At 73.1% G+C, this 26,954-nt stretch carries 31 protein-coding genes; 30 read left to right on the top strand and 1 reads right to left on the bottom strand.

Translation table 11 applies throughout. From position 1 onward, the window contains the following. The first annotated feature begins 109 nt into the window (after window positions 1–109). The 18 genes from ACQPWW_RS25145 to ACQPWW_RS25060 all read left to right on the top strand — a co-directional run bounded on the left by ACQPWW_RS25145 (window position 110) and on the right by ACQPWW_RS25060 (window position 18,025). Window positions 110–1,552: an FtsW/RodA/SpoVE family cell cycle protein gene (locus tag ACQPWW_RS25145; protein WP_433134548.1), complete on the top strand. Its 1,443-nt coding sequence runs from the start codon at window positions 110–112 to the stop codon at window positions 1,550–1,552. Beyond that, window positions 1,552–2,658 (top strand): undecaprenyldiphospho-muramoylpentapeptide beta-N-acetylglucosaminyltransferase, encoded by a 1,107-nt coding sequence (gene murG / locus ACQPWW_RS25140; protein WP_433125960.1) that lies wholly within the window; start codon window positions 1,552–1,554, stop codon window positions 2,656–2,658. Before ACQPWW_RS25145 ends, murG begins: the two co-directional genes overlap by 1 nt. After that, entirely contained in the window at window positions 2,655–4,214 is a 1,560-nt protein-coding gene (murC, locus tag ACQPWW_RS25135; RefSeq protein ID WP_433125959.1) for a UDP-N-acetylmuramate--L-alanine ligase, read from the top strand. The genes murG and murC overlap by 4 nt, the downstream gene beginning before the upstream one ends. Then, window positions 4,211–5,029: a cell division protein FtsQ/DivIB gene (locus tag ACQPWW_RS25130; RefSeq protein ID WP_433125958.1), complete on the top strand. Its 819-nt coding sequence runs from the start codon at window positions 4,211–4,213 to the stop codon at window positions 5,027–5,029. Before murC ends, ACQPWW_RS25130 begins: the two co-directional genes overlap by 4 nt. 245 nt (window positions 5,030–5,274) lie before the next feature. Beyond that, the gene (gene ftsZ, locus ACQPWW_RS25125; protein WP_357069549.1) at window positions 5,275–6,390 is read left to right on the top strand and encodes a cell division protein FtsZ; all 1,116 of its coding nucleotides are present in this window, start codon (window positions 5,275–5,277) and stop codon (window positions 6,388–6,390) included. A 9-nt stretch (window positions 6,391–6,399) separates the two neighbouring features. Next, window positions 6,400–7,143, top strand: a complete 744-nt coding sequence (locus ACQPWW_RS25120) for a YggS family pyridoxal phosphate-dependent enzyme (protein WP_433125957.1) — start codon at window positions 6,400–6,402, stop codon at window positions 7,141–7,143. 189 nt (window positions 7,144–7,332) lie between these two features. Then, window positions 7,333–8,025 carry a cell division protein SepF gene (locus tag ACQPWW_RS25115; RefSeq protein WP_357408470.1) on the top strand — a complete coding sequence of 231 codons (693 nt, stop codon included), beginning with the start codon at window positions 7,333–7,335 and terminating at the stop codon, window positions 8,023–8,025. 30 nt (window positions 8,026–8,055) lie between these two features. After that, window positions 8,056–8,361, top strand: a complete 306-nt coding sequence (locus tag ACQPWW_RS25110; protein WP_030334503.1) for a YggT family protein — start codon at window positions 8,056–8,058, stop codon at window positions 8,359–8,361. Between the two features lie 44 nt (window positions 8,362–8,405). After that, window positions 8,406–9,212 (top strand): DivIVA domain-containing protein, encoded by an 807-nt coding sequence (locus ACQPWW_RS25105; protein WP_357251070.1) that lies wholly within the window; start codon window positions 8,406–8,408, stop codon window positions 9,210–9,212. 80 nt (window positions 9,213–9,292) lie between these two features. Next, complete coding sequence (locus ACQPWW_RS25100; RefSeq protein WP_433125955.1) at window positions 9,293–9,979, top strand: hypothetical protein; 687 nt, start codon at window positions 9,293–9,295, stop codon at window positions 9,977–9,979. Between the two features lie 10 nt (window positions 9,980–9,989). After that, on the top strand, window positions 9,990–10,295 hold the full coding sequence (locus ACQPWW_RS25095) for a DUF167 domain-containing protein (RefSeq protein ID WP_433125954.1): 306 nt from the start codon (window positions 9,990–9,992) through the stop codon (window positions 10,293–10,295). 22 nt (window positions 10,296–10,317) lie between these two features. Then, complete coding sequence (locus tag ACQPWW_RS25090; protein ID WP_433125953.1) at window positions 10,318–11,817, top strand: potassium/proton antiporter; 1,500 nt, start codon at window positions 10,318–10,320, stop codon at window positions 11,815–11,817. 228 nt (window positions 11,818–12,045) lie between these two features. After that, on the top strand, window positions 12,046–12,465 hold the full coding sequence (locus tag ACQPWW_RS25085) for a TraR/DksA family transcriptional regulator (RefSeq protein ID WP_124770807.1): 420 nt from the start codon (window positions 12,046–12,048) through the stop codon (window positions 12,463–12,465). A 64-nt stretch (window positions 12,466–12,529) separates the two neighbouring features. Beyond that, entirely contained in the window at window positions 12,530–13,144 is a 615-nt protein-coding gene (gene lspA, locus ACQPWW_RS25080) for a signal peptidase II (RefSeq protein WP_433125951.1), read from the top strand. Continuing rightward, on the top strand, window positions 13,141–14,085 hold the full coding sequence (locus ACQPWW_RS25075) for an RluA family pseudouridine synthase (RefSeq protein WP_357251084.1): 945 nt from the start codon (window positions 13,141–13,143) through the stop codon (window positions 14,083–14,085). The genes lspA and ACQPWW_RS25075 overlap by 4 nt, the downstream gene beginning before the upstream one ends. Before the next feature lie 42 nt (window positions 14,086–14,127). Next, the gene (locus tag ACQPWW_RS25070) at window positions 14,128–15,159 is read left to right on the top strand and encodes a hypothetical protein (protein WP_433125949.1); all 1,032 of its coding nucleotides are present in this window, start codon (window positions 14,128–14,130) and stop codon (window positions 15,157–15,159) included. A 74-nt stretch (window positions 15,160–15,233) separates the two neighbouring features. After that, on the top strand, window positions 15,234–17,039 hold the full coding sequence (locus ACQPWW_RS25065) for an ATPase (protein ID WP_433125948.1): 1,806 nt from the start codon (window positions 15,234–15,236) through the stop codon (window positions 17,037–17,039). A 56-nt stretch (window positions 17,040–17,095) separates the two neighbouring features. After that, entirely contained in the window at window positions 17,096–18,025 is a 930-nt protein-coding gene (locus ACQPWW_RS25060) for a DUF2567 domain-containing protein (protein WP_433125946.1), read from the top strand. Here the strand turns inward: ACQPWW_RS25060 and ACQPWW_RS25055 are convergent. Then, entirely contained in the window at window positions 17,940–18,644 is a 705-nt protein-coding gene (locus tag ACQPWW_RS25055; protein ID WP_433125944.1) for an LON peptidase substrate-binding domain-containing protein, read from the bottom strand. The genes ACQPWW_RS25060 and ACQPWW_RS25055 overlap by 86 nt on opposite strands. A gap of 106 nt (window positions 18,645–18,750) precedes the next feature. On the opposite strand from ACQPWW_RS25055, the gene hisD reads away from it, so the two are divergent. The 12 genes from hisD to hisF all read left to right on the top strand — a co-directional run bounded on the left by hisD (window position 18,751) and on the right by hisF (window position 26,949). Then, window positions 18,751–20,073: a histidinol dehydrogenase gene (gene hisD / locus ACQPWW_RS25050; protein WP_433125943.1), complete on the top strand. Its 1,323-nt coding sequence runs from the start codon at window positions 18,751–18,753 to the stop codon at window positions 20,071–20,073. Then, window positions 20,070–21,140: a histidinol-phosphate transaminase gene (locus ACQPWW_RS25045; RefSeq protein WP_433125941.1), complete on the top strand. Its 1,071-nt coding sequence runs from the start codon at window positions 20,070–20,072 to the stop codon at window positions 21,138–21,140. The genes hisD and ACQPWW_RS25045 overlap by 4 nt, the downstream gene beginning before the upstream one ends. 55 nt (window positions 21,141–21,195) lie before the next feature. After that, window positions 21,196–21,807, top strand: coding sequence for an imidazoleglycerol-phosphate dehydratase HisB (gene hisB / locus ACQPWW_RS25040; RefSeq protein WP_355032716.1), 612 nt, complete (start codon window positions 21,196–21,198; stop codon window positions 21,805–21,807). Then, on the top strand, window positions 21,807–21,980 hold the full coding sequence (locus tag ACQPWW_RS25035) for a hypothetical protein (protein WP_433125939.1): 174 nt from the start codon (window positions 21,807–21,809) through the stop codon (window positions 21,978–21,980). The genes hisB and ACQPWW_RS25035 overlap by 1 nt, the downstream gene beginning before the upstream one ends. Then, window positions 21,977–22,609, top strand: coding sequence for an imidazole glycerol phosphate synthase subunit HisH (hisH, locus tag ACQPWW_RS25030; protein ID WP_433125938.1), 633 nt, complete (start codon window positions 21,977–21,979; stop codon window positions 22,607–22,609). Before ACQPWW_RS25035 ends, hisH begins: the two co-directional genes overlap by 4 nt. A 36-nt stretch (window positions 22,610–22,645) precedes the next feature. Further along, window positions 22,646–22,969: a hypothetical protein gene (locus tag ACQPWW_RS25025; RefSeq protein WP_433125937.1), complete on the top strand. Its 324-nt coding sequence runs from the start codon at window positions 22,646–22,648 to the stop codon at window positions 22,967–22,969. A gap of 14 nt (window positions 22,970–22,983) precedes the next feature. Continuing rightward, window positions 22,984–23,709 (top strand): bifunctional 1-(5-phosphoribosyl)-5-((5-phosphoribosylamino)methylideneamino)imidazole-4-carboxamide isomerase/phosphoribosylanthranilate isomerase PriA, encoded by a 726-nt coding sequence (priA, locus tag ACQPWW_RS25020; protein WP_355032712.1) that lies wholly within the window; start codon window positions 22,984–22,986, stop codon window positions 23,707–23,709. Next, a complete protein-coding gene (locus ACQPWW_RS25015) occupies window positions 23,706–24,095 on the top strand; it encodes a RidA family protein (protein ID WP_433125935.1) in 390 nt (129 codons plus the stop codon). Before priA ends, ACQPWW_RS25015 begins: the two co-directional genes overlap by 4 nt. Window positions 24,096–24,167: 72 nt before the next feature. Then, window positions 24,168–24,614 carry a MarR family winged helix-turn-helix transcriptional regulator gene (locus ACQPWW_RS25010; RefSeq protein WP_433125934.1) on the top strand — a complete coding sequence of 149 codons (447 nt, stop codon included), beginning with the start codon at window positions 24,168–24,170 and terminating at the stop codon, window positions 24,612–24,614. Between the two features lie 5 nt (window positions 24,615–24,619). Further along, window positions 24,620–25,051, top strand: coding sequence for an organic hydroperoxide resistance protein (locus tag ACQPWW_RS25005; RefSeq protein WP_433125933.1), 432 nt, complete (start codon window positions 24,620–24,622; stop codon window positions 25,049–25,051). A gap of 46 nt (window positions 25,052–25,097) precedes the next feature. Further along, window positions 25,098–26,096, top strand: a complete 999-nt coding sequence (locus ACQPWW_RS25000) for an NADP-dependent oxidoreductase (protein ID WP_433125931.1) — start codon at window positions 25,098–25,100, stop codon at window positions 26,094–26,096. Window positions 26,097–26,172: 76 nt separating this feature from the next. Further along, window positions 26,173–26,949, top strand: a complete 777-nt coding sequence (gene hisF, locus ACQPWW_RS24995) for an imidazole glycerol phosphate synthase subunit HisF (RefSeq protein WP_433125930.1) — start codon at window positions 26,173–26,175, stop codon at window positions 26,947–26,949. Window positions 26,950–26,954: the final 5 nt, after the last annotated feature.

The raw sequence follows: 26,954 nt of genomic DNA, 5'->3' as shown, positions 1-26,954 counted from the left end.
GCCGAAACCGGGCGCGCCGCCGGGCGGTACGGGGTCCGTCGCGCCGCCGGACGACGCGCGCGGCCCGGACCAGGGAGCGACAGCGCGCGCGCCGGAACCGACGCCGCCCGTGCCGCTGCGCGGGCTGGACGCGGCCGGCGGGCTCGCCGCGCTGCGCGGCCTGCTGGAGCGGCCGCTGGCCTCCTACTACCTGCTGTTGTCAAGCGCCGGCCTGCTGCTGCTGATCGGGCTGACCATGGTCTTCTCGGCGACCAGCGTGAAGGACTACGCCGAGGACGGCAACGCCTCGGCCTCGGTGACCAAACAGGCGATCTTCGCGGTGATCGGCATCGGGGTGTTCTGGGCCTGCCAACGCCTGCCCGCCAGCACCTACCGGTCGCTGGGTCGGCCGATGCTGTTCACCGCGATCGCGCTGCTGCTGGTGCTCAACCTGCTGCTCGCGTACGCGCGCCTGACCCAACAGGACTCCGCCCGGATCGGCCCGATCGAGGCGCGGCTGCTGTGGCTGTTCATCGGCGGGATCCAGGTGCAGCCCTCCGAGCTGGCCAAGTTCGCGCTGGTGCTCTGGGGCGCGCACCTGATCGCCCGCAAGGGCGCCGCGCTGGGCTGGTGGCGGGAGTTGGCCACCCCGCTCTTCCCGGTGATGGGCCTGCTCTTCGTGCTTGTCGGCTACAACGACGTGGGCACCATGCTCTGCCTGCTGGCCCTGGTGGTCGGTCTGCTCTGGGCCGCCGGCGTACGGATGCGGGTCTTCGGCGCCCTGACGGTGGTCGGTCTGCTCGGCGTCGGCCTGCTCATCGCGGTGGCCTCGCTGGGCGCCGGCTCCGGTGAGCGCGGCTCGGACAACTACCGCCTGGCGCGGCTGACGCTCTTTCTCAACCCGCCGCCGCCGGACGAGTGCGGAGACCCGTGCTACCAGGTCTACCAGGGTCGACTGGCCATCGAGCACGGCGGCTGGTTCGGTGTCGGGCTGGGCAAGGGCAGCCTGAAGTGGGACTGGCTGCCCGAGGCGCACAACGACTTCATCTTCGCGATCATCGCCGAGGAGCTGGGCGTGATCGGGTGCGTCGTCATCCTCAGCCTGTTCGCGGTCCTCGCGTACACCGGGTTGCGGATCGCCCGGCGGGTCGACGACCCGTTCCGCAGGCTCGCCGCCGCCGCCGTGACCACCTGGCTGGTCAGCCAGGCGGTGATCAACATCGGTGGGGTGGTCGGGCTGCTGCCGATCACCGGCCTGCCGCTGCCGTTCATCTCCGACGGCGGAAGTGCCCTGGTCGTGACGTTGGCCGCGATCGGCATGCTGGCGTCCTTCGCCCGCGCCGAGCCCGATGCGGCCAGAGCACTGCATGCCCGTCCGCCGGCCCGGTGGGTCCGACTACTCTGGGCCCCGTTGCCGCCGCTACCCGGCCGGCGCCGCCGACCGGCGACGCCGCCGGCTGGCCGAGGGTCAGTGCCCCGGTCCCGCGAGCGGCGCCATGACGACCAGGCCGCGCCACGCGGGGTCCGCCAGGACCGAAACCGCGGGGGTACGGCGAGCGAGAGGAGACGCTGATGGGTCCGCTGCGTTCGGTGGTGCTCGCGGGAGGTGGCACCGGGGGGCACGTCTACCCGCTGCTCGCCTTCGCCGACTGCCTGCGCCGACACGACCCGGGCGTCCGGATCACCTGCCTCGGCACACCGCGCGGCATGGAGAACGACCTGATCCCGCCGCACGGCTACGAGCTGCGGCAGATCCCGGCGTACCAACTGCCCCGGTCGGTCAACATGAACCTGGTCCGTACCCCGGGCCGGATGTGGACCGCGGCCCGCGCCGCCGGCAAGGTGATCGACGAGGTCAAGGCCGACGTGGTCGTCGGCTTCGGCGGGTACGTCTCGGTGCCGGCCTACCTCGCCGCCTGGCGCAGGGAGATGCCCATGGTGATCCACGAGGTGAACGTGCCACCGGGCGTGGCCAACCGGCTGGGCATGAAGTTCACGAAGAACATCGCCGTCGGCTTCCCCCACCAGCCGAGCCAGGCCGAGTCGCTGCGCGACGCGACCATCGTCGGGGTGCCGCTGCGCCGCACGATCGCGGGGCTGGACCGGTACGCGCTGCGCAACGCCGCCCGCGCCCACTTCGGGCTGCGCCCGGACCTGCCGGTGCTCTTCGTCTCCGGTGGCTCGTCGGGCGCCCGCTCGATCAACCTGGCGGTGTCCGGGGCGGCCAAGGAGTTGGCCCGCAACGGCGTGCAGGTGCTGCACGTGATGGGCGCGCGCAACGAGCCGGTGCCGATCCCCACCGACCTGCCGGTGCCGTACGTGACGTTGCCCTACCTGTCCGAGATGGAGCTGGGCTACGCCGCCGCCGACCTGATGCTGGCCCGGGGTGGCGCGATGACGGTCGCCGAGGTGGCCGCGATCGGGCTGCCCACGATCTACGTGCCGTACCCGCACAGCAACCAGGAGCAGCGGCGCAACGCGCTGCCCGTGGTGGAGGCCGGCGGTGGGCTGCTTGTCGACGACGCCGAGCTCACCCCGGACTGGCTGGAGCGCACCGTCATCCCCCTCGTCCGCGACCCGCAGCGGTTGGCCGCGATGGGCGGCGCCGCGGCGGCGTACGGGCGGCGCGACGGTGACGAGGCGCTGCGCTCCTTCGTCATCGCGGCGGTGGCCCGATGACCGCGCAGTTCACGCCGGCGGGCACGCTCACCGCGGAGGACCTCGGGGCCGTGCACCTGATCGGGGTGGGCGGGGTGGGCATGCTCGGCGTGGCCCGGCTGCTGCTCACCCGCGGCATCCGGGTCTCCGGCAGCGACCTGCGGGAGTGGCCCTCGCTGGAGGGTCTGCGGGCGCTCGGCGGCACCATCCACCTCAGCCACGAGGCGAGCAACCTCGACGGCGTGGACACCGTGGTCTACTCGTCGGCCATTCCGCAGGACCACCTGGAGCTCGTCGAGGCGCGTCGGCGTGGCCTGCGGGTGCTGCACCGCTCAGAGGCCCTCGCCGCGGCGATGACCGGCCGTCGCGCGGTGGCCGTCGCCGGCACGCACGGCAAGACCACCACCACCTCGATGGTGACGATGGTGCTCCAGCAGGCGGGTGTGGACCCGTCCTTCGTGATCGGCGGGGAGATCTCCGAGGTCGGCTCGGGCGCCCACCACGGCACCGGCGAGCACTTCGTGGTCGAGGCGGACGAGAGTGACCGCTCGTTCCTCATCTACCGCCCGTACGTCTCGATCATCACCAACGTCGAGGCCGACCACCTGAACACCTACGGCGACTACGCGACGCTGGAGGCGGCGTTCGTGGAGTTCGCCCGCCTCACCGACCCGGACGGGTTCATCATCACCTGCGCCGACGACCCGGGCGGTCGGCGGCTGGCCGAGAGCCTGCGCGCCGAGGGGCGGCGGGTGTACACCTACGGCGAGGCCGCCGACGCCGACCTGCGGTTGACCGAGATCGTCTCCTCCGCGCGGGGGGTGCGCTACCTGGCCGCGATCGACGGCCGGTCGCTCGGCGAGTTCCGCCTGCCGGTGCCGGGGCGGCACATGGGTCTGAACAGCGCCGCCGCGGTGCTGACCGCGTACCTGCTCGAGCTGCCGCTGGAGGCGGCCGAGGCCGCGCTGGCGGTCTTCCCCGGCGTGCGACGGCGCTTCGAGCGCAAGGGTGTCGCCGACGGCGTGCTTGTCTACGACGAGTACGCCTACCACCCGACCTCGATGACGCTCGCCATGCAGACGTTGCGCGAGGTGGCCGGGGACGGACGGTTGATCGTCGTCTTCCAGCCGTACCGGCTGTACCGCACCCGCGACAACCAGGCGGAGATCGCCGAGGCGCTGGCCATCGCCGACGAGGTGGTGCTGTTGGAGGTCTTCGGGCCGGGCGAGCTGCGGCAGCCCGGCGAGGGCTCGGCGGCGCTGATCGCGGCGGTGGCGTTGCCCGAGGACCGCAAGGTCTTCGTCGACTCGTGGGAGGCGGCGCCGGTCGAGGTGGCCCGTCGGGCCCGCTCGGGCGACGTGGTGGTCACCATGGGCGCGCCGCCGATCTCGCTGATGGGTGACGAGTTGCTGGCGGCCCTGGGTGAGCGTACGGCCGGCCCGACCGCGACCGTCGACCCGGCGGCCTCGTCCCCGGTGATCGCCGACTCGGTGCGGGGTGGGGCCGCGGCCGGCGGCGACGGAGCGGCTCTCGGTGGCACCGCCGCGCCCGGCGGCGCGGCCCCTCTGGCCGGATGAGCCCCGGCCCGGCCCGGGGGCGGACCAGCGCCGCCGAGGGTGGCGCCCCGCGCCGTGGCCCGGCGCGGCGGTGGCAGCTGGTCCGGGCGGGCCGCGACGCGGTACCTCCGTCGACCCGCCGGTTCATGGCGCGGGCCCGGCAGCGTCGGATGCGTGCGGCGCTGCCGTGGGCGGTGGCGGCCGGGGTGCTCGCGTTGGCCGGGCTGGTCGCCTGGACGGTGCTCGGCACCGGGCTGTTCGGGGTCCGGGAGGTGCGGGTGGAGGGCGCCGGCCTGGTCACCCCGGTGCAGGTGCACGACGCGGTCGGCGTGCCGGACGGGGTGCCGCTGGCCCGGGTGGACCTGGCCGCCGCCGCCCGCCGGGTCGGCGCGCTGCCGGCGGTGGAGCGCGCCACTGTCTCCCGGGACTGGCCCGGCGCGCTGGTGGTGCGGGTGACCGAGCGGACTCCGGTGGCGGTGGTGCCGCAGGGGGAGGCGTTCGCAGTGATCGACCGGACCGGGGTGGCGTTCCGGACGGTGGACCGGCGTCCCGCCGATCTGCCGCAGGTGACGGTGGGCCGTCCGGCCGCCGACGACCCGGGCACCCGGGCCGCGCTGGAGGTGCTCACCGCGCTGACGCCGCAGCTCCGCACGGAGTTGGTGGACCTGCAGGTGGAGGGGCTGGCCCGGATCAGCCTGCGGTTGCGGGGCGATCGGACGGTGGTCTGGGGCGACGCGACCCGGGGCACGGACAAGGCCCGGGTGGCCACCGCCCTGTTGGGCGAGGACGCCGCCCGGATCGACGTGAGCGCGCCCGACGTGGTGACCTTTCGCTGATCGGGGAGCGCCCGCGGGGGTGACCCGTCGCGCTCGGCTCGGCGACACGCCGGTCGGGTCCTTGGCTCATCGCGCGGTGGCGCTTACGTTGCCCGGAAGAGGAACAGTGGTTGACATAACTGTAAGCCTCTAGTAGAGGGTGAGGGTTCACCTCTGAGCCTCGCTGGTGACAGCTGTCGTCGGCCGCTGGTCTGGCCACGCCGTACCCGGTCGGCCGAAGCCAATCTCGAAGGAAAGGACCGGAGATGACACCTCCGCACAACTACCTGGCGGTCATCAAGGTCGTCGGCATCGGGGGCGGCGGGGTCAACGCCGTCAACCGGATGATCGAGGTTGGGCTCAAGGGCGTCGAGTTCATCGCGATCAACACCGATGCCCAGGCGCTGCTGATGAGTGACGCCGACGTCAAGCTCGACGTGGGCCGGGAGCTGACCCGCGGCCTGGGCGCCGGCGCCAACCCCGACGTCGGCAAGAACGCCGCCGAGGACCACCGCGACGAGATCGAGGAGGTGCTCAAGGGCGCCGACATGGTCTTCGTGACCTGCGGTGAGGGCGGCGGCACCGGCACCGGCGGCGCGCCGGTGGTGGCCAACATCGCCCGCAAGCTCGGCGCGCTGACCATCGGCGTGGTGACCCGACCGTTCTCCTTCGAGGGCAAGCGCCGCCAGGTGCAGGCCGAGACGGGAATAGACGAACTCCGCAACCAGTGCGACACGCTGATCGTGATCCCGAACGACCGGCTGCTGGCCCTGGGTGACCGCAACATCAGCATGATGGACGCGTTCCGTACGGCCGACCAGGTGCTGCTCTCCGGTGTGCAGGGCATCACCGACCTGATCACCACCCCGGGTCTGATCAACCTGGACTTCGCCGACGTCAAGAGCGTGATGAGCGGCGCCGGCAGCGCGTTGATGGGCATCGGCAGCGCCCGCGGGGAGAACCGCGCGGTCGAGGCGGCCGAGGCGGCCATCTCCAGCCCGCTGCTGGAGCAGAGCATGGACGGCGCGCGGGGCGTGCTGCTCTCCATCGCCGGCGGCTCCGACCTGGGCCTGTTCGAGATCAACGACGCGGCCCAGCTGGTCACCGACGCGGCCCACCCGGACGCCAACATCATCTTCGGCGCGGTCATCGACGACGCGCTCGGCGACGAGGTGCGGGTGACTGTCATCGCGGCGGGCTTCGACGGCGGCACTCCGGCGTACAAGGCGGCCGAGCCGACCCGAAAGACCAACACCAACCAGCCGGCGCCGCAGAGCACCCCGGTGCCGGCGCCGGTCAGCAACCCGGCACCGGCCCAGTCGCCGCGTCGCGTGCTCTTCGACGACGTGGACGTTCCCGACTTCCTCAAGAACGGGTCCTGAGCACCGCCGATGACCGACAGCTCAGCCACGGTACGACCGGACCGGCACGCCGAACTGGCGGCCGGCCTGGCCCAGATCCGGTCCCGCATCGCCGACGCCTGCGCGCAGGCCGGTCGGGACCGCGCCGAGGTCACGATGATCGCCGTGACGAAGACCTACCCGGCCAGCGACGTGGTGGCGCTGGCCGGGCTCGGGGTGACCGACGTGGGGGAGAACCGCGACCAGGAGGCGGCCGGCAAGGCCGCCGAGGTGGCCGCGGCCGGGGTACGTCCCCGCTGGCACTTCATCGGTCAACTGCAACGCAACAAGGCCCGCTCGGTGGTCCGCTACGCCGACGCGGTGCACTCCGTGGACAGCGTCCGGCTGGCTCGCGCGTTGGCGGCCGCGACCGCCGACCGGGAGGTGCCGCTGGACGCCCTGGTCCAGGTGAGCATCGACGGCGACGCGGCCCGGGGCGGCGCGCTGCCCGGTTCGGCCGACCCGGGCGCCGGGTTGGAACCGGTGGCCGAGGCGATCGCCGACGCGCCGGGGTTGCGTCTCGTCGGTCTGATGGCGGTGGCCCCGCTCGGTTGGGAGCCGGACCGGGCCTTCGCCCGACTCGCGGAGGTTTCCAGTGTGTTTCGGACGGTCCATCCGGGAGCCACCGCACTGTCCGCGGGCATGAGTGGAGATTTCGAGATAGCGATCCGATATGGCGCGACACATGTCCGCGTCGGTAGCGCGTTGCTCGGAATGCGTCCCACGCTGCGGTAGCCTGACCGCGAGACAAGCAAATTACATCAGTGTTGTTTCAGGGGCGGCGTCTCCTGGTCGGGGTCGTGCACGCGACGCGAATCGCGTGCTGGGGGGATTGCGGTTCCGGTCCGATGGGCATGGTTGTCCACTCGCGACGGGCGACATGGCACGGGGGCGCGTGCCGCACGGCGGACGGAAGGGCGCGGGATGGGTGCACTGCGCAAGGCGGGGGTCTGGCTCGGTCTGGTCGAAGAAGACGACGAGCGGGCCTACGACGACGGTGGCTACGACAAGGGTGGCTACCGCGACTCGCGGTACCGGCAGAGCCGGTACGCCGAGGAGTTCGCCGACGAGGACGAGGACGACACCGAGGAGCCGCCGGCTCCCCGGCCGCGCGCCAGTGAGCGGGGTCGACTCTCCGAGCGGACGAGCGGGCGGTTGAGCGAGTCCGAGCGCGGTGACGGCGAGCGTGCGGAACGGGTCGAGCGGTCCAGCGTACGGTCGATCACCCGCTCGTCGGCGGGCGAGACGTCCGGTGCGCTGACGTACCACACCCGGGACAATCTGGCCCTCGCGCCGCAGGTCACGTCGCGTGAGCGGGCACTGCCCGAGGAGGAGCAGCGGTACCAGATCACGACGCTGCACCCGACCACCTACCGGGAGGCGCGCACCATCGGCGAGCACTTCCGCGACGGCGTCCCGGTGATCATCAATCTCACCGAAATGGATGAGGCGGATGCCCGCCGTCTGGTTGACTTCGCGGCCGGGCTGGCGTTCGGCCTGCGCGGTACGATCGAGCGCGTGACCAATCGGGTGTTCCTGCTCTCACCGGCTAACGTCCAGGTCACCGCTGAGGACAAGGCCAAGATCGCTGAGGGCGGCTTTTTCAGTTTGAGTTGACCCCGCCCGACCCGAGGGACGTCGCTGACCGTGTTGTCGATCTTACTGCAAGTGCTGTACCTGATCCTTTATGTCTTCCTGCTTCTTCTTCTGTCCCGGTTCGTGTTGAGCGCCGTCCTGCAGTACGGCCGGCGCTGGCAACCGGGCCGTGGCGCATCGGCAGGATTGGAATCCGTGTGGAGCGTCACTGATCCCCCTCTCAACGCGTTGAGGCGTGTGATCCCTCCGCTGCGAATTGGTACCGTGAGCATCGACCTGGCCTCCCTTGTGCTCCTGGTTATCCTGTTCGTGCTGATGGAGTTCGTGTTAGGGCCGTCGATCAGGGCATCTGCCTGATGACCGACGCGCTTTCGCGGCCGCAACTGACCCGAGGAGTTTCGATGCCGCTGACCCCGGCCGACGTCCACAACGTCGCCTTCAAAAAGCCGCCGATCGGCAAGCGGGGGTATGACGAGGAGGAGGTCGACGCCTTCCTTGACGAGGTCGAGCGCGAGCTCGCCCGTCTCATCGAGGAAAACAACGAGCTGCGCGCCCAGGTGGAGCGCGGCGGCCGTGGCGGTGCCCCCGCAGGCCCCGGCGGCGACGCCCGACTGGCGGCGGAGCTCAACGACGTCAAGGCCCAACTGGACCGGGTGCAGCGCGACAAGTCGGCGGCCGAGCAGGCCGCCCGCGCGATGCAGGCCGAGCTGGAGCAGGTCCGCGCGACCGGCGGTCCGGCCGGCGGCGTCACCGGTGACGGCGAGCAGCAGGCCCTGCGCGTGCTGATGATGGCCCAGCGCACCGCCGACGACCACGTGTCCGACGCGCGCCGCGAGGCCGACCAGCTGCTCTCCGAGGCCCGCGGCAAGGCCGAGGAGGTGACCCGCGAGGCTCGCGCGAAGGCCGACGCACTCGAGCGGGACGCCCGCCAGCGGCACCAGGAGGCCATGGGCGGCCTGGACGCCAAGCGCACGGCCCTGCAGAAGCACATCGAGGAGCTCAAGCAGTTCGAGCGTGAGTACCGCACCCGGCTCAAGGCGTACCTGGAGAGCCAGCTGCGTGACCTCGATGGTCGTGGCCAGGGGCTGGAGGCCGAGATGACCCGCTCTGAGGCAGGCCGGGTCGCCGGCGGCAACGGGCTGGCCGCCGCGGGTCTCGCCGGTTCGTACGGCAGCGGGCGCTCCGGCGCCCTCGAAGCCGGACGCTGAGCGCCGGCCGGCGATCGCTCTCCGGCAATGGTGACGGTCGCCGGCCTTGTCTGGACGGTACGACGCGGCGGGGGTGAGCCGTGATAGTCGCAAGTCTCCTGCTCATCCTCGTCGCGGTGGTGCTCCTGGTGCTCGGCCTGGCCGGTGGCTCCAGCTTCATGTTGATCATCTCCATCGCGGCCAGTCTGCTGGCCGCCGTGGCGTTGGTGGTGGGTGCTCGCCAGGCAGCCGCCAACCGCGCGATGGCGGATCCCGGCCGGACCGGCCGGCGGCAACCCGACGCACCCCACACGGCCAGCCAGGCCACGCCGGGTGTCGCGTACGGACCGCCGCTGGTCGAGCCGGAGGTGCCGGTCCAGCACGTGCCCACGACTGTTGGTACCGGCGGCGCCGGGTGGCGGCAACCACCCGCGCCGTCGGTCGACAACGAGGCACCCGCTGACGCGCTGCTCGACGACGCGTCCCCTTCGGCCAGTCCGGTCAGCCCGGCCCCGTCGACCGACGACGATCTGAGCCAGGGCGTCCCGTCCGCCGGCGAGCCGGCCGAGCAACTCGTCACGCCCGCCGAGGCCGCCCGGGTGGCGCGACTCACCGACGCCGTCGAGGTGGTGGACGGCCACCCCCGCTACCACCTCGCCAGCTGCGCGCACCTCGTTGGCCGGGTGCCCGAGACGCTGCCGGTCGCCGAGGCCGCCGAGCTCGGCTTCACCCCGTGCGCGCACTGTGCGCCGGCAACCGCCCTGCTCGCCGACGCCCGGCCGATCTGAAGCGGCCCCGGTGCCCGCGCAGGACACGCTCACCGTGGCGGTACGCGTGAAGCCCGGCGCCTCGTCCGCCCGGGTGGGCGGCCGCTTCGACGGCCCGCACGGGCCCGCCCTGGTGATCGCGGTGCACGAACCGGCAGTCGACGGTCGGGCGACCGAGGCGGCTCGCCGGGCCCTGGCCGCGGCCCTGGGTGTCCGGCGGGCCGAGGTCGCGCTGCGCGCCGGCGCGGCCAGTCGGGACAAACTCTTCCTCGTCGATCGGCCCGGCCCGGACGTGTCCGAGGTGCTGCGCCGACTGCGCGACGGATCCGCCGAGTGAGGAACGCCCGGGCCAGGCAGCCGTGACGCCCGGGTTCGATGTCGCGCTGCTGCTGGGAGCGGCCGTGCTGCTTGTCGCCGTCGGCGCGGTGCGACTCTCCACCCGGCTGGGTGTGCCCAGCCTTCTGGTCTATCTGGCGCTGGGCGTGGCGATCGGCGAGAGTGGCCTGGGCATCCACTTCGACGACGTCGAGTTGACCCGTACCCTCGGCTTCTGCGCGCTGATCGTGATCATCGCGGAGGGCGGTCTGACCGCCCGGTGGTCCACGCTGCGACCGGTGCTCGGGCTGGCGTCCGCGCTCTCCACTGTCGGCGTGGTCGTGAGCATCGTGGTGGTCGGCGTCGCCGTCCACCTGTTACTGGGGCTGGACTGGCGGTTGGCGCTGCTCTACGGCGCGGTGCTCTCGTCCACCGACGCGGCGGCCGTCTTCGCCACCCTGCGCCGACTGCGGTTGCCGCCCCGCATAGTGGCGACGCTGGAGGCCGAGTCGGGCATGAACGACGCCCCGGTGGTGCTGCTTGTGGTGCTGCTGTCGCACCAGGGCTTGTCACATCCGTGGTGGTACGAGGTCGGGCTGGTCTGCTACGAGCTGGGCGTCGGCGCGGCGGTGGGCGTGGGCGCGGGCGTCGCCGGCATCTGGGCGCTGCGCCGGGCCGCGCTGCCCTCGGCCGGGCTCTACCCGATCGCCACGGTGGGCATCACAGTGCTGGCGTACGCGGCGGGGGCGGTGCTGCACGCCTCGGGGTTCCTCGCCGTCTACGTGGCCGGGGTGCTGCTGGGCAATGCCCGGCTGTCGCACCGGCAGGCGATCCTCGGCTTCGCGGACGGGCTGGCGTGGCTCGCCCAGATCGGGTTGTTCGTGCTGCTCGGGTTGCTGGCCTCGCCGGGTCGGCTGGACGCGGCGGTGTTGCCGGCGGTGGTCGCGGGGCTGGCCCTGGTGCTGTTGGCCCGCCCGCTGTCGGTGGCCGTCTCGGCACTGCCGTTCCGGGTCGGGCTACGGGAACAGGCGTTCCTGTCCTGGGCCGGGCTGCGCGGGGCGGTGCCGATCGTGCTGGCGACCATTCCGCTCTCCGAGCGGGTGCCCGGGGCGGAGCGCCTCTTCGACGTGGTCTTCGTGCTGGTGGTGATCTTCACGCTGGTGCAGACCAGCACGCTGGGGCCGTTCGCGCGCCGGCTGCGGGTGACCGCGCCGGCGGAGGCCACCGAGATCCATCTGGAGACCGCGCCGCTGGAACGGATGCGGGCGGACCTGCTTCAGTTGGAGGTGCCGCCGGGCTCACGGCTGGCGGGCGTGCACGTCGACGAGTTACGGCTTCCGTTGGGCGCGTCGGTCACCCTGGTGCTGCGCGACGGGGTGGGTTTCGTGCCCAACCCGAACACCCGGCTGAAGACCGGCGACAGCCTGCTGATCGTGGCGACGGCCGGGGTGCGCGACGCCGCCGAACGGCGGCTGCGGGCGGTCAGTCGGCGGGGTCGGCTGGCCCGATGGTTTGGCGAGTACGGGGATGAGGCGGTCGGTTGACCTGCTAGCGTTCCTTTTGCCCCAGTTGGGCAGGGCTAGGGGTAGTTGAGCGGTGCGACGGTGCGGCACGTTGTCGGACGCCTGTACGTTCCGTATTCTTGCCAACCTCCGGAGTGCGCGGCCATCGTCGCCGTGCGCCCCTTTTCGTACATCTAGGGGACGTTGTGGTTGACGCCCCCTGACCAGGTGCCGCGGACAAGCGCGGCTCCCCGGCCGAGGGAGCGACCCATGGCGAAGCCAGCCGACACCAGGACCGCCGGGCGCAAGCCGGTGGCCAAGGCCACCCGCAGCACCGCGGAGACCGAGAAGATCCGGGCGGCGCTGGCGGCGCGGCGGGACGAGCTTCGCGCCGAGTACGATCAGACGCTGAGTGAGATCACCGAGCTGCAGCGCGATCGGCTGACCGACTCGGCCGGGGACGACCAGGCCGACACGGGCACCAAGACGCTCGAGCGGGAGCAGGAGATCTCTCTCGCCAACAGCATTCTGGAACGGATCACACAGGTCGAGCGCGCTCTGGAGCGTCTCGACGAGGGTGGTTACGGCTGGTGCGAGCGGTGCGGCAACCCGATCCCGGTCGAGCGCCTCGCCGCCTTCCCGTCGGCCACCCAGTGTGTGACGTGCAAGCAGCTGGAGGAGCGGCGCTGAGGTCCGCTCCCCGGCGGCGATGAGACGGTGAGCGATCACCGCCGAGACTGTCGATGGGGAGCGCATGACCGCAGCACCGTCCGCCGAACCCGGCCGCACCGACCCGGGTGGCGACAAACGCCGGCCCCGGGCCGTGGCGATTCTCGCCGGAGTCGCCCTGGTGGCCCTGCTGGCCGACCTGGTCACCAAGCACCTCGCGCTTGCCGCGTTGACCGACCGGGAGCCGGTCCGGTTGCTCGGTGGGTTCGTCTACCTGAGCCTGACCCGCAACAGTGGCGCCGCCTGGAGCATCGGCGCGGACCACACCTGGATCTTCCCGCTGATCACCATCGGTGTGATCGGCTGGATCGTCTGGATGGCGTTGCGGCTGCGCTCGCTGCCGTGGGCGATCTGTCTCGGCCTGGTGCTGGGCGGTGCGCTGGGCAACCTCGTCGATCGGATCTTCCGGGCCCCCGCGCCCTTCCACGGGCACGTGGTCGACATGATCAGCCTGTTCGACCCGTACGGCCAGGTCTGGCCGGTGTTCAACCTGGCCGACAGCTCACTGGTCTGCGGTGTGCTGCTGGCCATGCTGTTGGAGTTGACCGGCCGGCAGCGGGACGGCCGGCGAGCCGGACGCGACGGCGCCCCGGTCGAGACGGACGCCCCCCAGGGCGCGGACCAGCGGGAGCGGGCATGACCTCCGCGTTCGCCGCGGGCGGCGACCACCGTTCCCTCCCGGTCCCGGACGGCCTCGACGGCATGCGACTGGACCAGGCGGTGTCCCGGCTGTTCGGGCTCTCCCGCACCGCCGCCGCAGCCCTTGTCGACGCCGGGGACGCGCTCGTCGACGGCACCTCCCGGGCCAACTCGCACAAGGTCAAGGCCGGCTCCTGGCTGGACGTCACGCTGCCCGCCCCGGTCGCGCCGCCGACAGTGGTGCCGCAGGCCGTGCCCGGCCTGCGGGTGGTCTACGCCGACGACGACATCGTGGTGGTCGACAAGCCGGTGGGGGTGGCCGCCCACCCCAGCCCCGGGTGGACCGGCCCGACGGTGATCGGCGCCCTCGCCGCGATCGGGCACCGCATCTCCACAAGTGGCGCCGCCGAGCGGCAGGGCGTGGTGCACCGGCTCGACGTGGGCACCACCGGGATCATGGTGGTGGCCAAGAGCGAGCAGGCGTACACGGCGTTGAAGCGGGCCTTCAAGTACCGCGAGGTGGACAAGGGCTACCACGCGGTGGTGCAGGGTCACCTGGACCCGCTGCGCGGCACCGTCGACGCGCCGATCGACAGGCACCCCACCCACGACTACCGCTGGGCGGTGGTCTCCGGTGGTAAGCCGAGCATCACCCACTACGACACCCTGGAGGCGTTCCCGGCGGCCAGCCTTGTCGACGTCCGACTGGAGACCGGCCGGACCCACCAGATCCGGGTGCACTTCTCCACAATGCGGCACCCGTGCGTGGGTGACCTGACCTACGGTGCCGACCCCACCCTCTCGGCCCGCCTCGGCCTGGCCCGACAGTGGCTGCACGCCCGCGAACTGAGCTTCCTGCACCCCCGAACGGGGGACGAGGTCCGGTTCGTCAGCGACTACCCTGACGATCTGGACCGCGCGCTCCAGATCCTGCGTGACTGAGCGGCGACCGCCCGACACCGATCCGACGAGGGGATCCCGCCCGTGCGCGCCGGCAACCTGCTGCGGCAGCTGGACCAACGGTTGCTGCCGCCGCTGACCCGGGCCGTGACCCGGCTGGGCGACCGGCCGACCCGGTCCGGGGTGCTCACCTGGGCGGCCGCGCTGTCCGCGGCGGCGGTGCTGGGCACCGCGCTCTGGGCCGCCGACGAGACTCCGCCTGGCGACCGGACGGTGGGCGAGGTGACCCGGGTCGGCGTCGTCGACGGCGACTCCGTGCCCGGCTACCTGCGGTCCGCCGCCGCCGACCTGGCGGCGCTCACCGAGTCCGCCCCGGCCGCCGGGGACGGGACCTACGCGCTCGTCACACTGGTGGCGTACCTGCCGCCGCAGCGGCTGGCGACGGTGCTCGGCGACGTTCCGGTCTCGACGGTCTTCGGGCGGGTTCCGCTGCCGGGGCGGCAGACCGAGATCGTCAAGATTCCCGCGCTGCGGGTGCCGGACGACGTGGTCGCCGGGATGGACCAGGTGGCGGCCCGTAAGGAGACCGAAGCCGCCGACTACCGGGCCAGGGCCACCGCGGTCGCCGGCGACGGCGCGGGCGAGCGGGAGCTGCGGGCGCGTTACGCCAGCGGCGCCGAGGTGGCGACCGCCGAGGCGGCCGCGTACCGCACCGGCTGCGCCTGCGTCTACGCGGCGGTGGTCCGAGCGGCGCCGGAGGTGTTGCGGGGCATGGCGGCCCGGCCGGACGTGCGGGCTGTCGACCCCGCCCCCGAGGTGTACCGGCTGGACCGCACGGTCTTCACGCCGCCCCTGCCCGAGCAGCGTGACGTGGTGCGGCCGCCCGCCGACACCGGACCGGGGCCGGAGCCGACGGTGGCCGAGCGGTCGGAGTCGGCGCCGGGCACACCAGTGCCCTCGGCGTCGATGGGCGAATCGTCGGAACCCGCACCCGTCGTGACGATTCCGTTACCCGCACCGTCGTCGCCGGAGCCCACCGAGCCCCCACCGCCGACCATCACCACCTCGCCGGACATCACCACCGCCGTCGAACCGCCGACGCCCACGTCGTCGTGATCTGCGTCGGCTGGTGTGCGTTCTGAGGTGTGGTCCGAATAGGGTTTGCTTCGTAGCCTGTCAGACGGAGATCGATGGTGCTGGGAGGGCGGGCCGTGGAGGGCAGTGAGACCGGCTGGGGCCGGCCGGCCGAACCAGCGCCGCGGTGGCGCGCGTTGTTGGACCGTGCCCGGCTGGGCGGTCGCGGCGCGGAGCAGACCGAGCCGGAGCGGCGGGCCGACGAGGCGCCGCCGGACCCGCTGCCACGACGTGCGGCCCCGAACGGGTACTCCGGGCGGGCACCCGCCGTCGGGCATCCGGCCGAGCCGTCGTACGGCGCGGACCCCGCCTACCGGGCCGAGGCGACCTACCGCGTCGACCCCGCCTATCGGGCCGAGCCGGGGTACCGGGCGGATCCCGCCTACGGGGCCGAGCCGGACTACCGGTCGGAGCCGGCGTACCGGTCCGAGCCGGCCTATCGTGCCGAGCCGGCCTACCGCGCGGAGCCGGATTACCGCGCGGAGCCGGGCTATCGTGCCGAGCCGGAGTACCGCGCGGAGCCGGGCTATCGCGCCGAGCCGGAGTACCGCGCGGAGCCGGGCTATCGCGCCGAGCCGGAGTACCGCGCGGAGCCGGGCTATCGCGCCGAGCCGGGCTACCGCGCCGAGCCGGACTACCGCGCGGAACCGGGCTACCGGGCGGAGCCGGGCTACCAGGCCGAGCCGGACTACCGGGCCGAGCCGGCGTACCGCGCCGAGCCGGGCTACCGCGCCGAGCCGGGCTACCAGGCGGAACCGGCGTACCGGGCCGAGCCCGAGCCGCCACCCCGCGCGCCCGAGCCCGCCCAGTCCCGCTACGCGCTGCTGGACAACGGCTACCGGCCGGGCGACCCGCCGGTGGAGTCGCGGTACGCGCTGTTGGAGACCGGCTACCAGCCGGAGACCGGCTACCCGGTGGCCACCCCGCCATCCCCACCTGTCGCATCCCCGCCCGCTCCGCCGGTCGTGCCGCCGCCCACCCCGTCGGTCGGCTCGGCGATCGCCGAACGCGCCTACCCGGCCCGGGTCGAGTGGCGCCCGCAGGGCGTCGACCCGGAGGAGGAGCGGGCCAACGGGGTGCTCCGCCGCGACCTGGGTACGCCCCGGGTGTTCGCCTTCGCCAATCCCAAGGGCGGGGTGCACAAGACCACCGCCACCGTGCTCGCCGCGGCCACCGTCGGGAGTGTGCGCGGGAAGGGCGTCCTGGCCTGGGACGACAACGAGCTGCGCGGCACCCTCGGACTGCGCGCCGGCAGCGCCCGACACGCCCGGACGATCCGGCACCTGGTCGGTGACCTGGCCCAGATCGAGATCCTGGAGGGGTCGACCCTGCTGGGTCGGCTGGACGACTACCTGCGGCACGCCTCCGACGGCTCGTACGACGTGCTGGCCGGCGAGGAGAGCCCGCGCTTCGCCCAGCGACTGGACCAGTTCACCGTCCGACGGGTGCTGGAGCTGCTGCGGCGTACCCACGAGGTGGTGTGCGTGGACACCGGCAACAACGTGGAGAGCCCCAACTGGCGCACCGTGATGCAGGCCGCGGATCAGCTGGTGGTCACCACAGTGCCCCGCGAGGACGCGGCGTTCAGCGCGGACTGGATGCTCGACCTGCTGCACGAGGAGGGCATGGGCGAGCTGGCGGACAACGCGATCACCCTCATCTCCTGCCCGACCCCCGGGCGCTCGCCCCTGCAGGACGACCTGGAGCGGCACTTCGCCACCCGTACCCGTGGGGTGGCCGTGGTGCCGTACGACCCGGCGCTGGAGACCGGGTCGTCGATCGAGTACCACCAGCTCCAGCCGGAGACCCGGCAGGCGTGGCTGCGCGCGGCGGCGATGATGGTGGAGCCGTTCGCCCGGTGAGCTGGTCTGCCGCCACCGGGGCCCCGGCCGCGTACCGGGCCTGAGAGGATCATCGGGTGAGCCCGGACAACCCCGACCGTGAGCGGCCCGTCGACGAGCCCGACCGATCCACGCCGCCCCGAGCGTCAGGCACGACACCGTCGGTCGCCGAGCCGCCGTCAACGGGTGAGCCGCCGTCGGCGGGTGAGCAACGGCCTGGCGCCGAGCCCTCGTCAGCGGCCGAGCCCCCGTCGGTCGGCGAGCAGCCTCCTGTGGGCGAGCAGCCGCCGTCGGTCGGCGAGCAGTTGGCTGGCTCTGCCCCTTCGGGGGCGTACCAGAGCTCGTTGGAGCTGAGCTTCGACGAGCCGCGCCGTCCGCTGCGCGCCGCGGTGACGGTGCTGGGCGCCGTCCTCGCGCTGGCCGTGCTGGGTGTGCCGTTCGGGCTGCTCTGGGCCGCGCTCGCGCCGGACACTCCGGTGGTCAAGACCGTCGAGGGGGCGATCTACGCCGACCCGCAACCGGAGCAGCCGATCGCCGCGGACGGGTGGTTCAGCCTGCTCGGGCTCGGCTTCGGGCTGCTTGTCGCGCTTGCCCTGTGGTTCGTGCTGCGGCGGCGGCGCGGGCCGGTGGGGCTGCTCGCCGCGGTGCTCGGCGCGTTGGTCGCCGCTCCGGTGGCCTGGCAGGTGGGTCGCCGCGTCGGCCTGGCCACCTTCGACCGGCTGCTGGACACCGCCCCGGCCGGGCAGGCCTTCACCAAACCCGCGGACCTGCGGGCCGGTGGGGTCGACTGGCTGCTGGGCGTGCTGCCGGTGCCACACGGCGACCTGCTGCTGCCGGCGTTCGGCGCGGCGATCATGTACACCCTGCTGGCCGGCTGGTCGCGGTGGCCGGGGCTGCGCCCGGAACCCGAACCGGCCGATCTCAGTTGGGTGTCGGCGGCGACGCCAGCTCCGACAGCGGCACCGGCACCGCCCGCACCTGGCGAAGCAGAGCCGCCTCGCGGTTGAGCAGCCGCAGCTCGGCGCGGAGCCGGGCGGCGGTGTCGTCGATCGCCAGCAGCCGCTGGCGGTCGTCGACGGTGAGCGCCGCGGTCGCCGCCACCAGGTGGGAGAGCACTGTCGGGTCCTCCGGCAGTTGCTCGGAGATCTCCTCCGGGTCGGAGCGGATCAGGCCGAGGTACTGCCGGAACACGGCGATCACCCGGGCGGCCAGCAACTCGGCCACCTCGTCCGGCCCGGCCGGGTCGGGCAACCACTCCACGTCGGCGGTCAGGTAGGGCGCGGCGCGGTCGTCGACCTCGGCGATCCGGAAGCGACGCCGGCCGACCGTGACGATGTCGAAGCCGCCGTCGGCCAGCTCGGTCACCTGGCGCAGCTCGGCGGTGCAGCCCACCTCGTGCAGTGTGACGTCGCCGGCGCTCGGCGTGGCGCGGGCGCCGGGACCGGTGGGAGCGACCTCCCAACCGGCCTGGATGGCCACCACGCCGAACTCACGCGGCGCACCCTCGGGCAGGTCGACAAGGTGCCGCACCAGCGCCCGGTAGCGCTCCTCGAAGATGTGCAGCGGCAGCACCAACCCGGGAAAGAGCACTGTTGCGAGCGGGAACACCGGCAGCCGTGCGGTCACATGGTCGAGCCTAACCAATCTCGCCGCCGGGGGCGTGGCCCGGCTCACCGTCCCGGCGGTCGGGCGGCTCGGGTGCGCCCCGCGCCGGCCGCCTAGACTCGCAAGGGTGCTGAATCGGATCGACCTGCGCAACGGTCTTGGTGACCCGCGCCGCCTGCTGCCCCGTGCCCAGCTCGACGTCTCGGTTGCCGTCGAGCGGATCCGCCCGCTGGTGGAGGCGGTCCGCGAGCATGGATACCCGGCGATCCGGGAGGCCAGCGAGCGGTTCGACGGCATCTCCCCGGAGGTGCTGCGGGTGCCCGTCGAGGCGATCACCGAGGCCGAGGGGGTGCTCGACCCGGCCGTGCGGGCCGCGCTGTTGGAGTCGATCACCCGAGCCCGCAGGGTGCACGACGACCAGCGGCGCACCGACCACACCACCCAGGTGGTGCCCGGTGGCACTGTCACCGAGCGGTGGCTGCCGGTCGACCGGGTCGGCCTCTACGTGCCCGGCGGCCTGGCGATGTACCCGTCGACAGTGGTGATGAACGTCGTGCCCGCACAGGCGGCCGGTGTGCGGTCGCTGGTGGTGGTCAGCCCGCCGCAGAAGGACAACGGCGGTCTGCCCGACCCCCGGGTGCTCGCCGCGTGCGCGCTGCTCGGCGTCGACGAGGTGTACGCCGTGGGCGGGGCCCAGGCGGTGGCGATGCTGGCGTACGGCGCGGCGGTCGACCCGTTGGGTGAGCTGCGCTGCGACCCGGTGGACCTGATCACCGGCCCCGGCAACATCTGGGTGACCGCCGCCAAGCGGCTGTTGCGCGGCGTGGTCGGCATCGACGCCGAGGCCGGGCCGACCGAGATCGCCATCCTGGCCGACGACACCGCCGATCCGTCGCACGTCGCCGCCGACCTGATCAGTCAGGCCGAGCACGACCCGCTCGCCGCGAGCGTGCTTGTCACCCCGTCGCTGACGCTCGTCGAGTCGGTCGAGCGGGAGTTGGCCCGGCAGGTGCCGGCGACCAAACACGCCGACCGGGTCACCACGGCGTTGACCGGCGAGCAGAGCGGCGTGGTCCTGGTCGACGATCTGGAGGCGGGGCTGCGGGTGGTCGACGCGTACGCGGCCGAGCACCTGGAGATCCAGACGGTCGACGCCCGGGAGTGGGCGCTGCGGGTCCGCAACGCGGGGGCGATCTTCGTGGGCGCCTGGTCGCCGGTGTCGCTCGGCGACTACTGCGCCGGGTCCAACCACGTGCTGCCCACCGGCGGCTGCGCCCGGCACTCGTCCGGCCTGTCGGTGCAGTCGTTCCTGCGGGGCGTGCACCTGATCGAGTACACCGAGACCGCGCTGCGGGAGGTGGCCCCGCACGTGGTCACCCTGGCCAACGTGGAGGACCTGCCGGCGCACGGCCAGGCGGTCCAGGCTCGTTTCCCGGGAGCGTCGGCGTGAGCGGCCTGGCGGACCTGCCGATCCGCGACGACCTGCGGGGGCTGTCGCCGTACGGCGCGCCGCAACTGGACGTGCCGGTGCGGCTCAACACCAACGAGAACTCGTACGCGGTGCCGGAGCCGGTCGTCGAGGCGATCGGCAAGGCGCTCGCGGCCGAGCTGCGCGAGTTGAACCGCTATCCGGACCGGGACGCGGTGGCACTCCGCGCCGATTTGGCCGAATATCTCGGGCACGGGCTCACCGTCGAGCAGGTGTGGGCGGCCAACGGCTCCAACGAGATCCAGCAGCAGCTGTTGCAGGCGTTCGGTGGGCCGGGGCGCAGTGCCCTCGGCTTCGTTCCGGCGTACTCGATGCACCCGCTGCTGGCCCTCGGCACCGGCACCCGGTGGGTGCCCGCGCGGCGCGGCGTCGACTTCGGTCTGACCGTCGACGAGGCGGTCGCCCAGGTCCGGGAGCACCGGCCCGACGTCGTCTTCCTCTGCTCGCCGAACAACCCCACCGGCACGTCCCTGGACCCGGCGGTGATCGCCGGGGTGCTCGACGTCGCGCCGGGGATGGTGGTCGTCGACGAGGCGTACGCCGAGTTCGCCCGGCCCGGGACGGTCAGCGCCCTCGCGGTGCTGCCCGGCCACCCCCGGTTGGTGGTCACCCGGACGATGAGCAAGGCCTTCGGCTTCGCCGGTGGGCGGCTGGGCTACCTGGCCGCCGACCCGGCGGTGGTGCAGGCGGTGCAGCTCGTTCGACTGCCGTATCATCTCTCCACGCTGACCCAGGCCGCCGCACGCGCGGCGGTGACCCACCGCGACACCCTCCTCGGTACGGTGAGCGCGATCATGGTGCAGCGGGATCGGATCGTGGCGACGCTGCGCGAGCGTGGTCTGCGGGTCGCCGACAGCGACGCCAATTTCGTGCTCTTCGAGGTGGGTGGCGACCAGAGCACCGTCTGGCACGCCCTGCTGGCGCAGGGGGTGCTGGTCCGCGACGTCGGCCTGCCCGGCTGGCTGCGGGTGACCGCGGGCACCTCGGCCGAGACCGACGCCTTCCTTTCTGCAATGGAGAGTGTGTAGTGGGAGCGCGAGGAGTGAGCTTGCGAGCCCCGCAGTCGCTACCGAAAGGCACGCAATGAGCCGGACCGCCCGGGTGGAGCGGATCACCAAGGAGACAAAGGTTCTCGTCGAGATCGACCTCGACGGCAACGGCGCCGCCGAGATCAGCACCGGGGTCGGCTTCTACGACCACATGCTGCACCAGATCGCCCGGCACGGCGGCTTCGACCTGACCGTACGCACAGTGGGTGACCTGGAGATCGACGCACACCACACCATCGAGGACACCGCCCTGGCCCTGGGCGCCGCGTTCGACCAGGCGCTTGGCGACAAGGCCGGCATCCGGCGGTACGGCTCGGCGACGGTGCCGATGGACGAGGTGCTGGTCCGGGCCGCGGTGGACCTGTCCGGTCGGCCGTACGTGGTGCACGACGAGCCGGCGCTGGCCCCGTACATCGGGCCGGTCTACGCGACGAGCATGACCCGGCACATCTGGGAGTCCTTCGGTCAGGCGGCCCGGGTCACGTTGCACGTCGACGTGCTGCGGGCGGCCCGGCCGGGCGGTCACCCGGACGCGCACCACGTGGTGGAGGCCCAGTTCAAGGCGGTTTCCCGGGCGCTGCGCGAGGCCACCGCTATCGACCCCCGGGCGGCGGGCGCGATCCCGAGCACGAAGGGCGCGCTCTGATGGGCGCCGCGTTGCCGACGTTGTTGCTGGTCCTGGCCGGGGTGCTGGTCGGCGGCACCTGGTCGCTGTACCGCCAGGGCGCGGCGCGGAGCGCGGTGGTCGTCACCGCGCTGCTCGCGGTGCTCGCCACGGTCGGCGGGGTGCTGTGGCTGCTGCCGGGGGGCGACGCGTGAGCGCCGTGGTGGTGCTCGACTACGGTTCGGGCAACCTGCGCTCGGCGGAGCGGGCGCTTGTCGCCGCCGGCGCGGACGTCCGGGTGACCGACGACCTGGCCGCCGCGGCCGCCGCCGATGGTCTGGTGGTCCCGGGGGTGGGCGCGTACGCGGCGTGCATGGCGGGGATCGAGGCGCTCGGCGCCGGCCCGGTGATCGCCGAGCGGGTGGCCGCCGGCCGGCCGGTGCTCGGCATCTGCGTGGGCATGCAGGTTCTCTTCGAGCATGGCGACGAGCACGGCGTGGTGACCAAGGGGTTGGGGTTGCTGCCCGGCGGGGTGACTCGGCTGGCCGCCACCAGGCTGCCGCACATGGGCTGGAACACGGTCCGGGCGCCCGCGGATTCGGTGCTGTTCGCGGGGGTGCCGGAGCAGAGCCGGTTCTACTTCGTCCACTCGTACGCGATGGGCGACCCGGCGGCGTTGGCCGCTGCCGGCGCCGTGGTGACCACCGCGCGGCACGACACGGATTTCGTCGCCGCGGTGGAGCGGGGTCCGCTCTCGGCGGCCCAGTTCCATCCGGAGAAGTCCGCCGACACCGGTGCCGCGCTGCTGCGTAACTGGCTCGCCACGCTGCCCACCGGTGGCTGAGCGTCGGTGCCCGACGCCTGACCGGAGGGCGTCGCGGTGAGCCGGGAACGGGCTCGCCGGCGGGCGGAGCGGGAGGCGGAGCAGGCCCGGGAGCGGGCGGTCCGGCAGCGTCGGGTGGCGCGCCGGCAGCGCCGTCGCGCGCTGGTCCGCCGGGTGACCCCGCGGCTGCGACGGGGCCGTTCCGGGCGGCTGGCCCGGCACACCCGGGGCGAGCGGGCCGCCATCGTGCTGCTCACCGGGGCGGCGCTGATTCTGATCTGGTCGTTCGTCGACAACCTGGCGTTGCGTATCGCGCTGATCGTGTTGTTGCTGCTCGTACTGCCGGCGATCGTGGTGATCGCCCTGGACCGCCGTACCTGATCGAGGAGAAGACGTTGAGCCTCACCCTGTTACCCGCCGTGGATGTCGCAGACGGCCGGGCCGTCCGGCTCGTGCAGGGCGCCGTCGGAAGCGAGAGCATCTACGGTGACCCGTTGGACTCCGCCCTGGCCTGGCAGCAGGACGGCGCGGAGTGGATCCACCTGGTCGACCTGGACGCGGCCTTCGGTCGGGGCACGAACGCGCACCTGCTCGCCGAGGTGGTGCGCCAGTTGGACGTGAAGGTGGAGCTTTCCGGCGGCATCCGTGACGACGAGTCGTTGCGGGCGGCGCTGGGCACCGGGGCGGCCCGGGTGAACATCGGCACCGCGGCCCTGGAGGACCCGGTGTGGTGTGACCGGGTGGTGGGGGAGTACGGCGACCGGGTCGCCATCGGCTTGGACGTGCGGGGTCACACCCTCTCCGCGCGGGGCTGGACGCGGGACGGCGGCGACCTGTACGAGGTGCTGGAGCGGCTGGACAAGGCGGGCGCGAGTCGGTACGTGGTCACCGACATCACCAAGGACGGAACGATGCGCGGTCCGAACCTGGACCTGTTGCGCGAGGTGTGTGCCCGCACCGACCGGCCGGTGATCGCCTCCGGTGGGGTGTCCACGCTTGACGACCTGCGGGCGTTGGCGACCCTGGAGCCGATCGGGGTGGAGGGTGTGATCGCCGGTAAGGCGCTCTACGCGGGCGCCTTCACGGTGGCCGAGGCGCTGCGGACCCTGGCCGAGGTGTGACTGTCACCCGGCTCGGGTCGGGTGGCCCGTGGGAGCAGCTCTACGGCTACTCCCGGGTGGTCCGGGCCGGCGACCGGGCCTTCACTGCCGGCTGCACGGCGACGGTGGACGGCCGGGTGCTGCACGTCGGTGACGCCGCTGCGCAGACCGCGCAGGCGCTGCGGATCGGCCTGGACGCGTTGGCCGAGGTGGGTGCGGAGCCGGGTGACGTGGTCCGGACCAGGATGTACGTGACCGACCGGCGGTACGCCGACGAGGTGGGCCGGGCGCACAACGCGGTCTTCGGCGCGGTCCGGCCGGCGGCGACGCTTGTGGTGGTGGCCGGTCTGCTGGACCCGGAGCAGCTGGTCGAGGTGGAGTTGGAGGCGTACCTCGGCGGTCGCTGAGGCCAGCCCGAGGCTGGCCGCCGGCCGGCCCGATAAGTTGTGCACAATTTAATTGTGGGCTACGGTTCAGCGGTGACCGATGACCTGGTGCTGCGCCGGCAGGTGTGCTTCGCGCTCTACGCCGCGTCGCGCGCCCTGACCGACGTCTACCGGCCGATCCTCGACGAGGTCGGGCTGACCTACCCGCAGTACCTGGTGCTGCTGGTGCTCTGGGAGCGCCCCGACGACGCCCCCACGGTGTCCGAGCTGGGCGCCGAGCTGCGACTGGACTCCGGCACGCTCTCCCCGCTGCTCAAGCGGCTGGAGGGGGCGGGTCTGGTGGCCCGGCGGCGGTCGGCCCGCGACGAGCGGCGGGTCGAGGTCGGCCTCACCGAGCGGGGTCGGGCGCTGCGCGAGCAGCTCGGCGACGTCCCGCTGCGCATCGCACAGGCCACCGGGCTGGGCCTCGGCGAGCTTGTCGCGCTGCGCGACACCCTCACCCGGGTCACCGAGACCATCCACCGACAGAAGGAGCAGTGACTCTCATGCAGGTTCTCTACACCGCGTCCGCGACCGCCAGCGGCGATGGCCGCGACGGCCACGTCGAGACTGCCGACGGCACCCTTGCGCTCGACCTGGCCGTGCCGAAGGAGATGGGTGGCGCCGGTGGGGCCGCCAATCCCGAGCAGCTCTTCGCCGCCGGCTACGCGGCCTGCTTCCACGGCGCGCTGCGGCTGGTCGGCCGCCGGGCCAAGGCCGACGTGAGCGACTCCGTCGTCGCCGCCGAGGTGGGCATCGGCCCGAACGGCAGCGGCGGTTTCGGGCTCACCGTGCAGCTCGTCGTCGACCTTCCCGCCGTCTCCCGGGAGACCGCCGTGCAGCTCGTCGAGCAGGCCCACCAGGTCTGCCCGTACTCCAACGCCACCCGCGGCAACATCGACGTCACGCTGACCGTCCGCGAGACCTCGGCCGCGTGACACCGCGGACCCAGGACCCCACCGCGGACGAGAGGACGACCACCCCGTGACCGGCAATCGTGAGATCCACCTGGCCAGCCGCCCGCAGGGCTGGCCCACCGAGGACACCTTCCGGCTCGTCGAGACCGACGTCCCGACGCCCGGACCGGGCCAGATCGTGGTCCGCAACCAGTACCTGTCCGTCGACCCGTACATGCGGGGGCGGATGAACGACGTCAAGTCGTACGTGCCGCCGTACGCGCTGGACGCGCCGCTCGACGGCGCCGCGATCGGCGAGGTGGTGGCCAGTGAGGCGGCCGACGTCAAGGTCGGCGCCACCGTTCTGCACGGGCTGGGCTGGCGGGAGTACGCGCTGCTCGACGCCACCGCCGCCCGGCCGGTCGATCCGAGCCTGGCACCGGTCAGCGCGTACCTCAGCGTGCTGGGCATGACCGGGCTTACCGCGTACGCCGGGCTGCTCGAGGTGGCCGCCATGAAGCCCGGCGAGACGGTCTTCGTCTCCGCCGCGGCCGGCGCGGTCGGCAGTCTGGTGGGCCAGATCGCCAAGCTCAAGGGTGCCGGCCGGGTGGTCGGCAGCGCCGGCTCGCCGGCCAAGGTCGAGCGGCTGCTGGGGCTGGGCTTCGACGGCGCCTTCGACTACCACGACGGGTCGATCCGTGACTCGCTGCGCGGCGCCGCCCCGGACGGCGTCGACGTCTACTTCGACAACGTCGGGGGCGATCACCTGGAGGCGGCGATCTCGGCGATGAGGCCGCACGGCCGGGTCGCCATCTGCGGCATGATCGCGCAGTACAACGACAGCGAGCCGCCGGCCGCGCCGCGCAACCTGACCCAGGTCATCGGCAAGCGGCTCACCCTGCGCGGTTTCCTGGTCGGCGACCACAACCACCTGCGTGCCGCGTTCGTCCGCGACGTCGCGGGGTGGCTGCGCGAGGGCACGCTGTCCTACGACGAGACGATCGTGGACGGCATCGAGAACGCCCCGGCGGCGTTCCTCGGCCTGCTGCGCGGCGACAACCTGGGCAAGATGCTCGTCCGGGTGTGAGGCCCGATCCGATGCGCGGCGGTGGCCGGCCGCACCGGTCGGCCGTCGCCGCGCGTACGGACGATAGGCTCGCGGCATGACGGTGGCGGTACGGGTGATCCCCTGTCTCGACGTGGACGCCGGACGGGTGGTCAAGGGGGTCAACTTCGTTGATCTGCGCGACGCCGGTGACCCGGTGGAGTTGGCCGCCGCGTACGACCGGGCCGGGGCCGACGAGCTGACCTTCCTCGACGTGACCGCGTCCTCCAGCGACCGGGGCACCATGCTCGACGTGGTGCGCCGCACCGCCGAGTCGGTGTTCATCCCGCTGACCGTCGGCGGCGGTGTCCGCCAGGTCGCCGACGTGGACACGCTGCTGCGCGCCGGCGCGGACAAGGTCGGCGTGAACACCGCCGCCATCGCCCGGCCAGAGTTGATCGCCGAGATCGCCGACCGGTTCGGCCGGCAGGTGCTTGTGCTCTCCCTCGACGTACGCCGGCTGCGCCGGGCGCCGGGCGGCGGCACACCCAGCGGATTCGAGGTCACCACGCACGGCGGCCGGCGCGGCACCGGGATCGACGCGGTGCGCTGGGCGCAGCGGGCTGCGGAGCTGGGCGCGGGCGAGATCCTGCTCAACTCGATGGACGCCGACGGCACCAAGGCCGGCTTCGACCTGGAGCTGATCGCCGCGGTGCGGGCGGTGGTGGACGTGCCGGTGGTGGCCAGCGGGGGCGCCGGCGAGGTGGCCCACTTTCCGCCAGCGATCGGCGCGGGCGCGGACGCGGTGCTCGCCGCCAGCGTCTTCCACTTCGGCGAGCTGACAGTGGCCGAGGTCAAGGACGCGCTGCGGCACAGCGGCCACCCGGTGCGCTGAGGCGG

Origin of the sequence: Micromonospora sp. CA-240977 (assembly GCF_050942285.1) — a bacterium.
Lineage (GTDB): Bacteria > Actinomycetota > Actinomycetes > Mycobacteriales > Micromonosporaceae > Micromonospora.
This window is presented reverse-complemented; position numbering and strand designations above follow the sequence as displayed.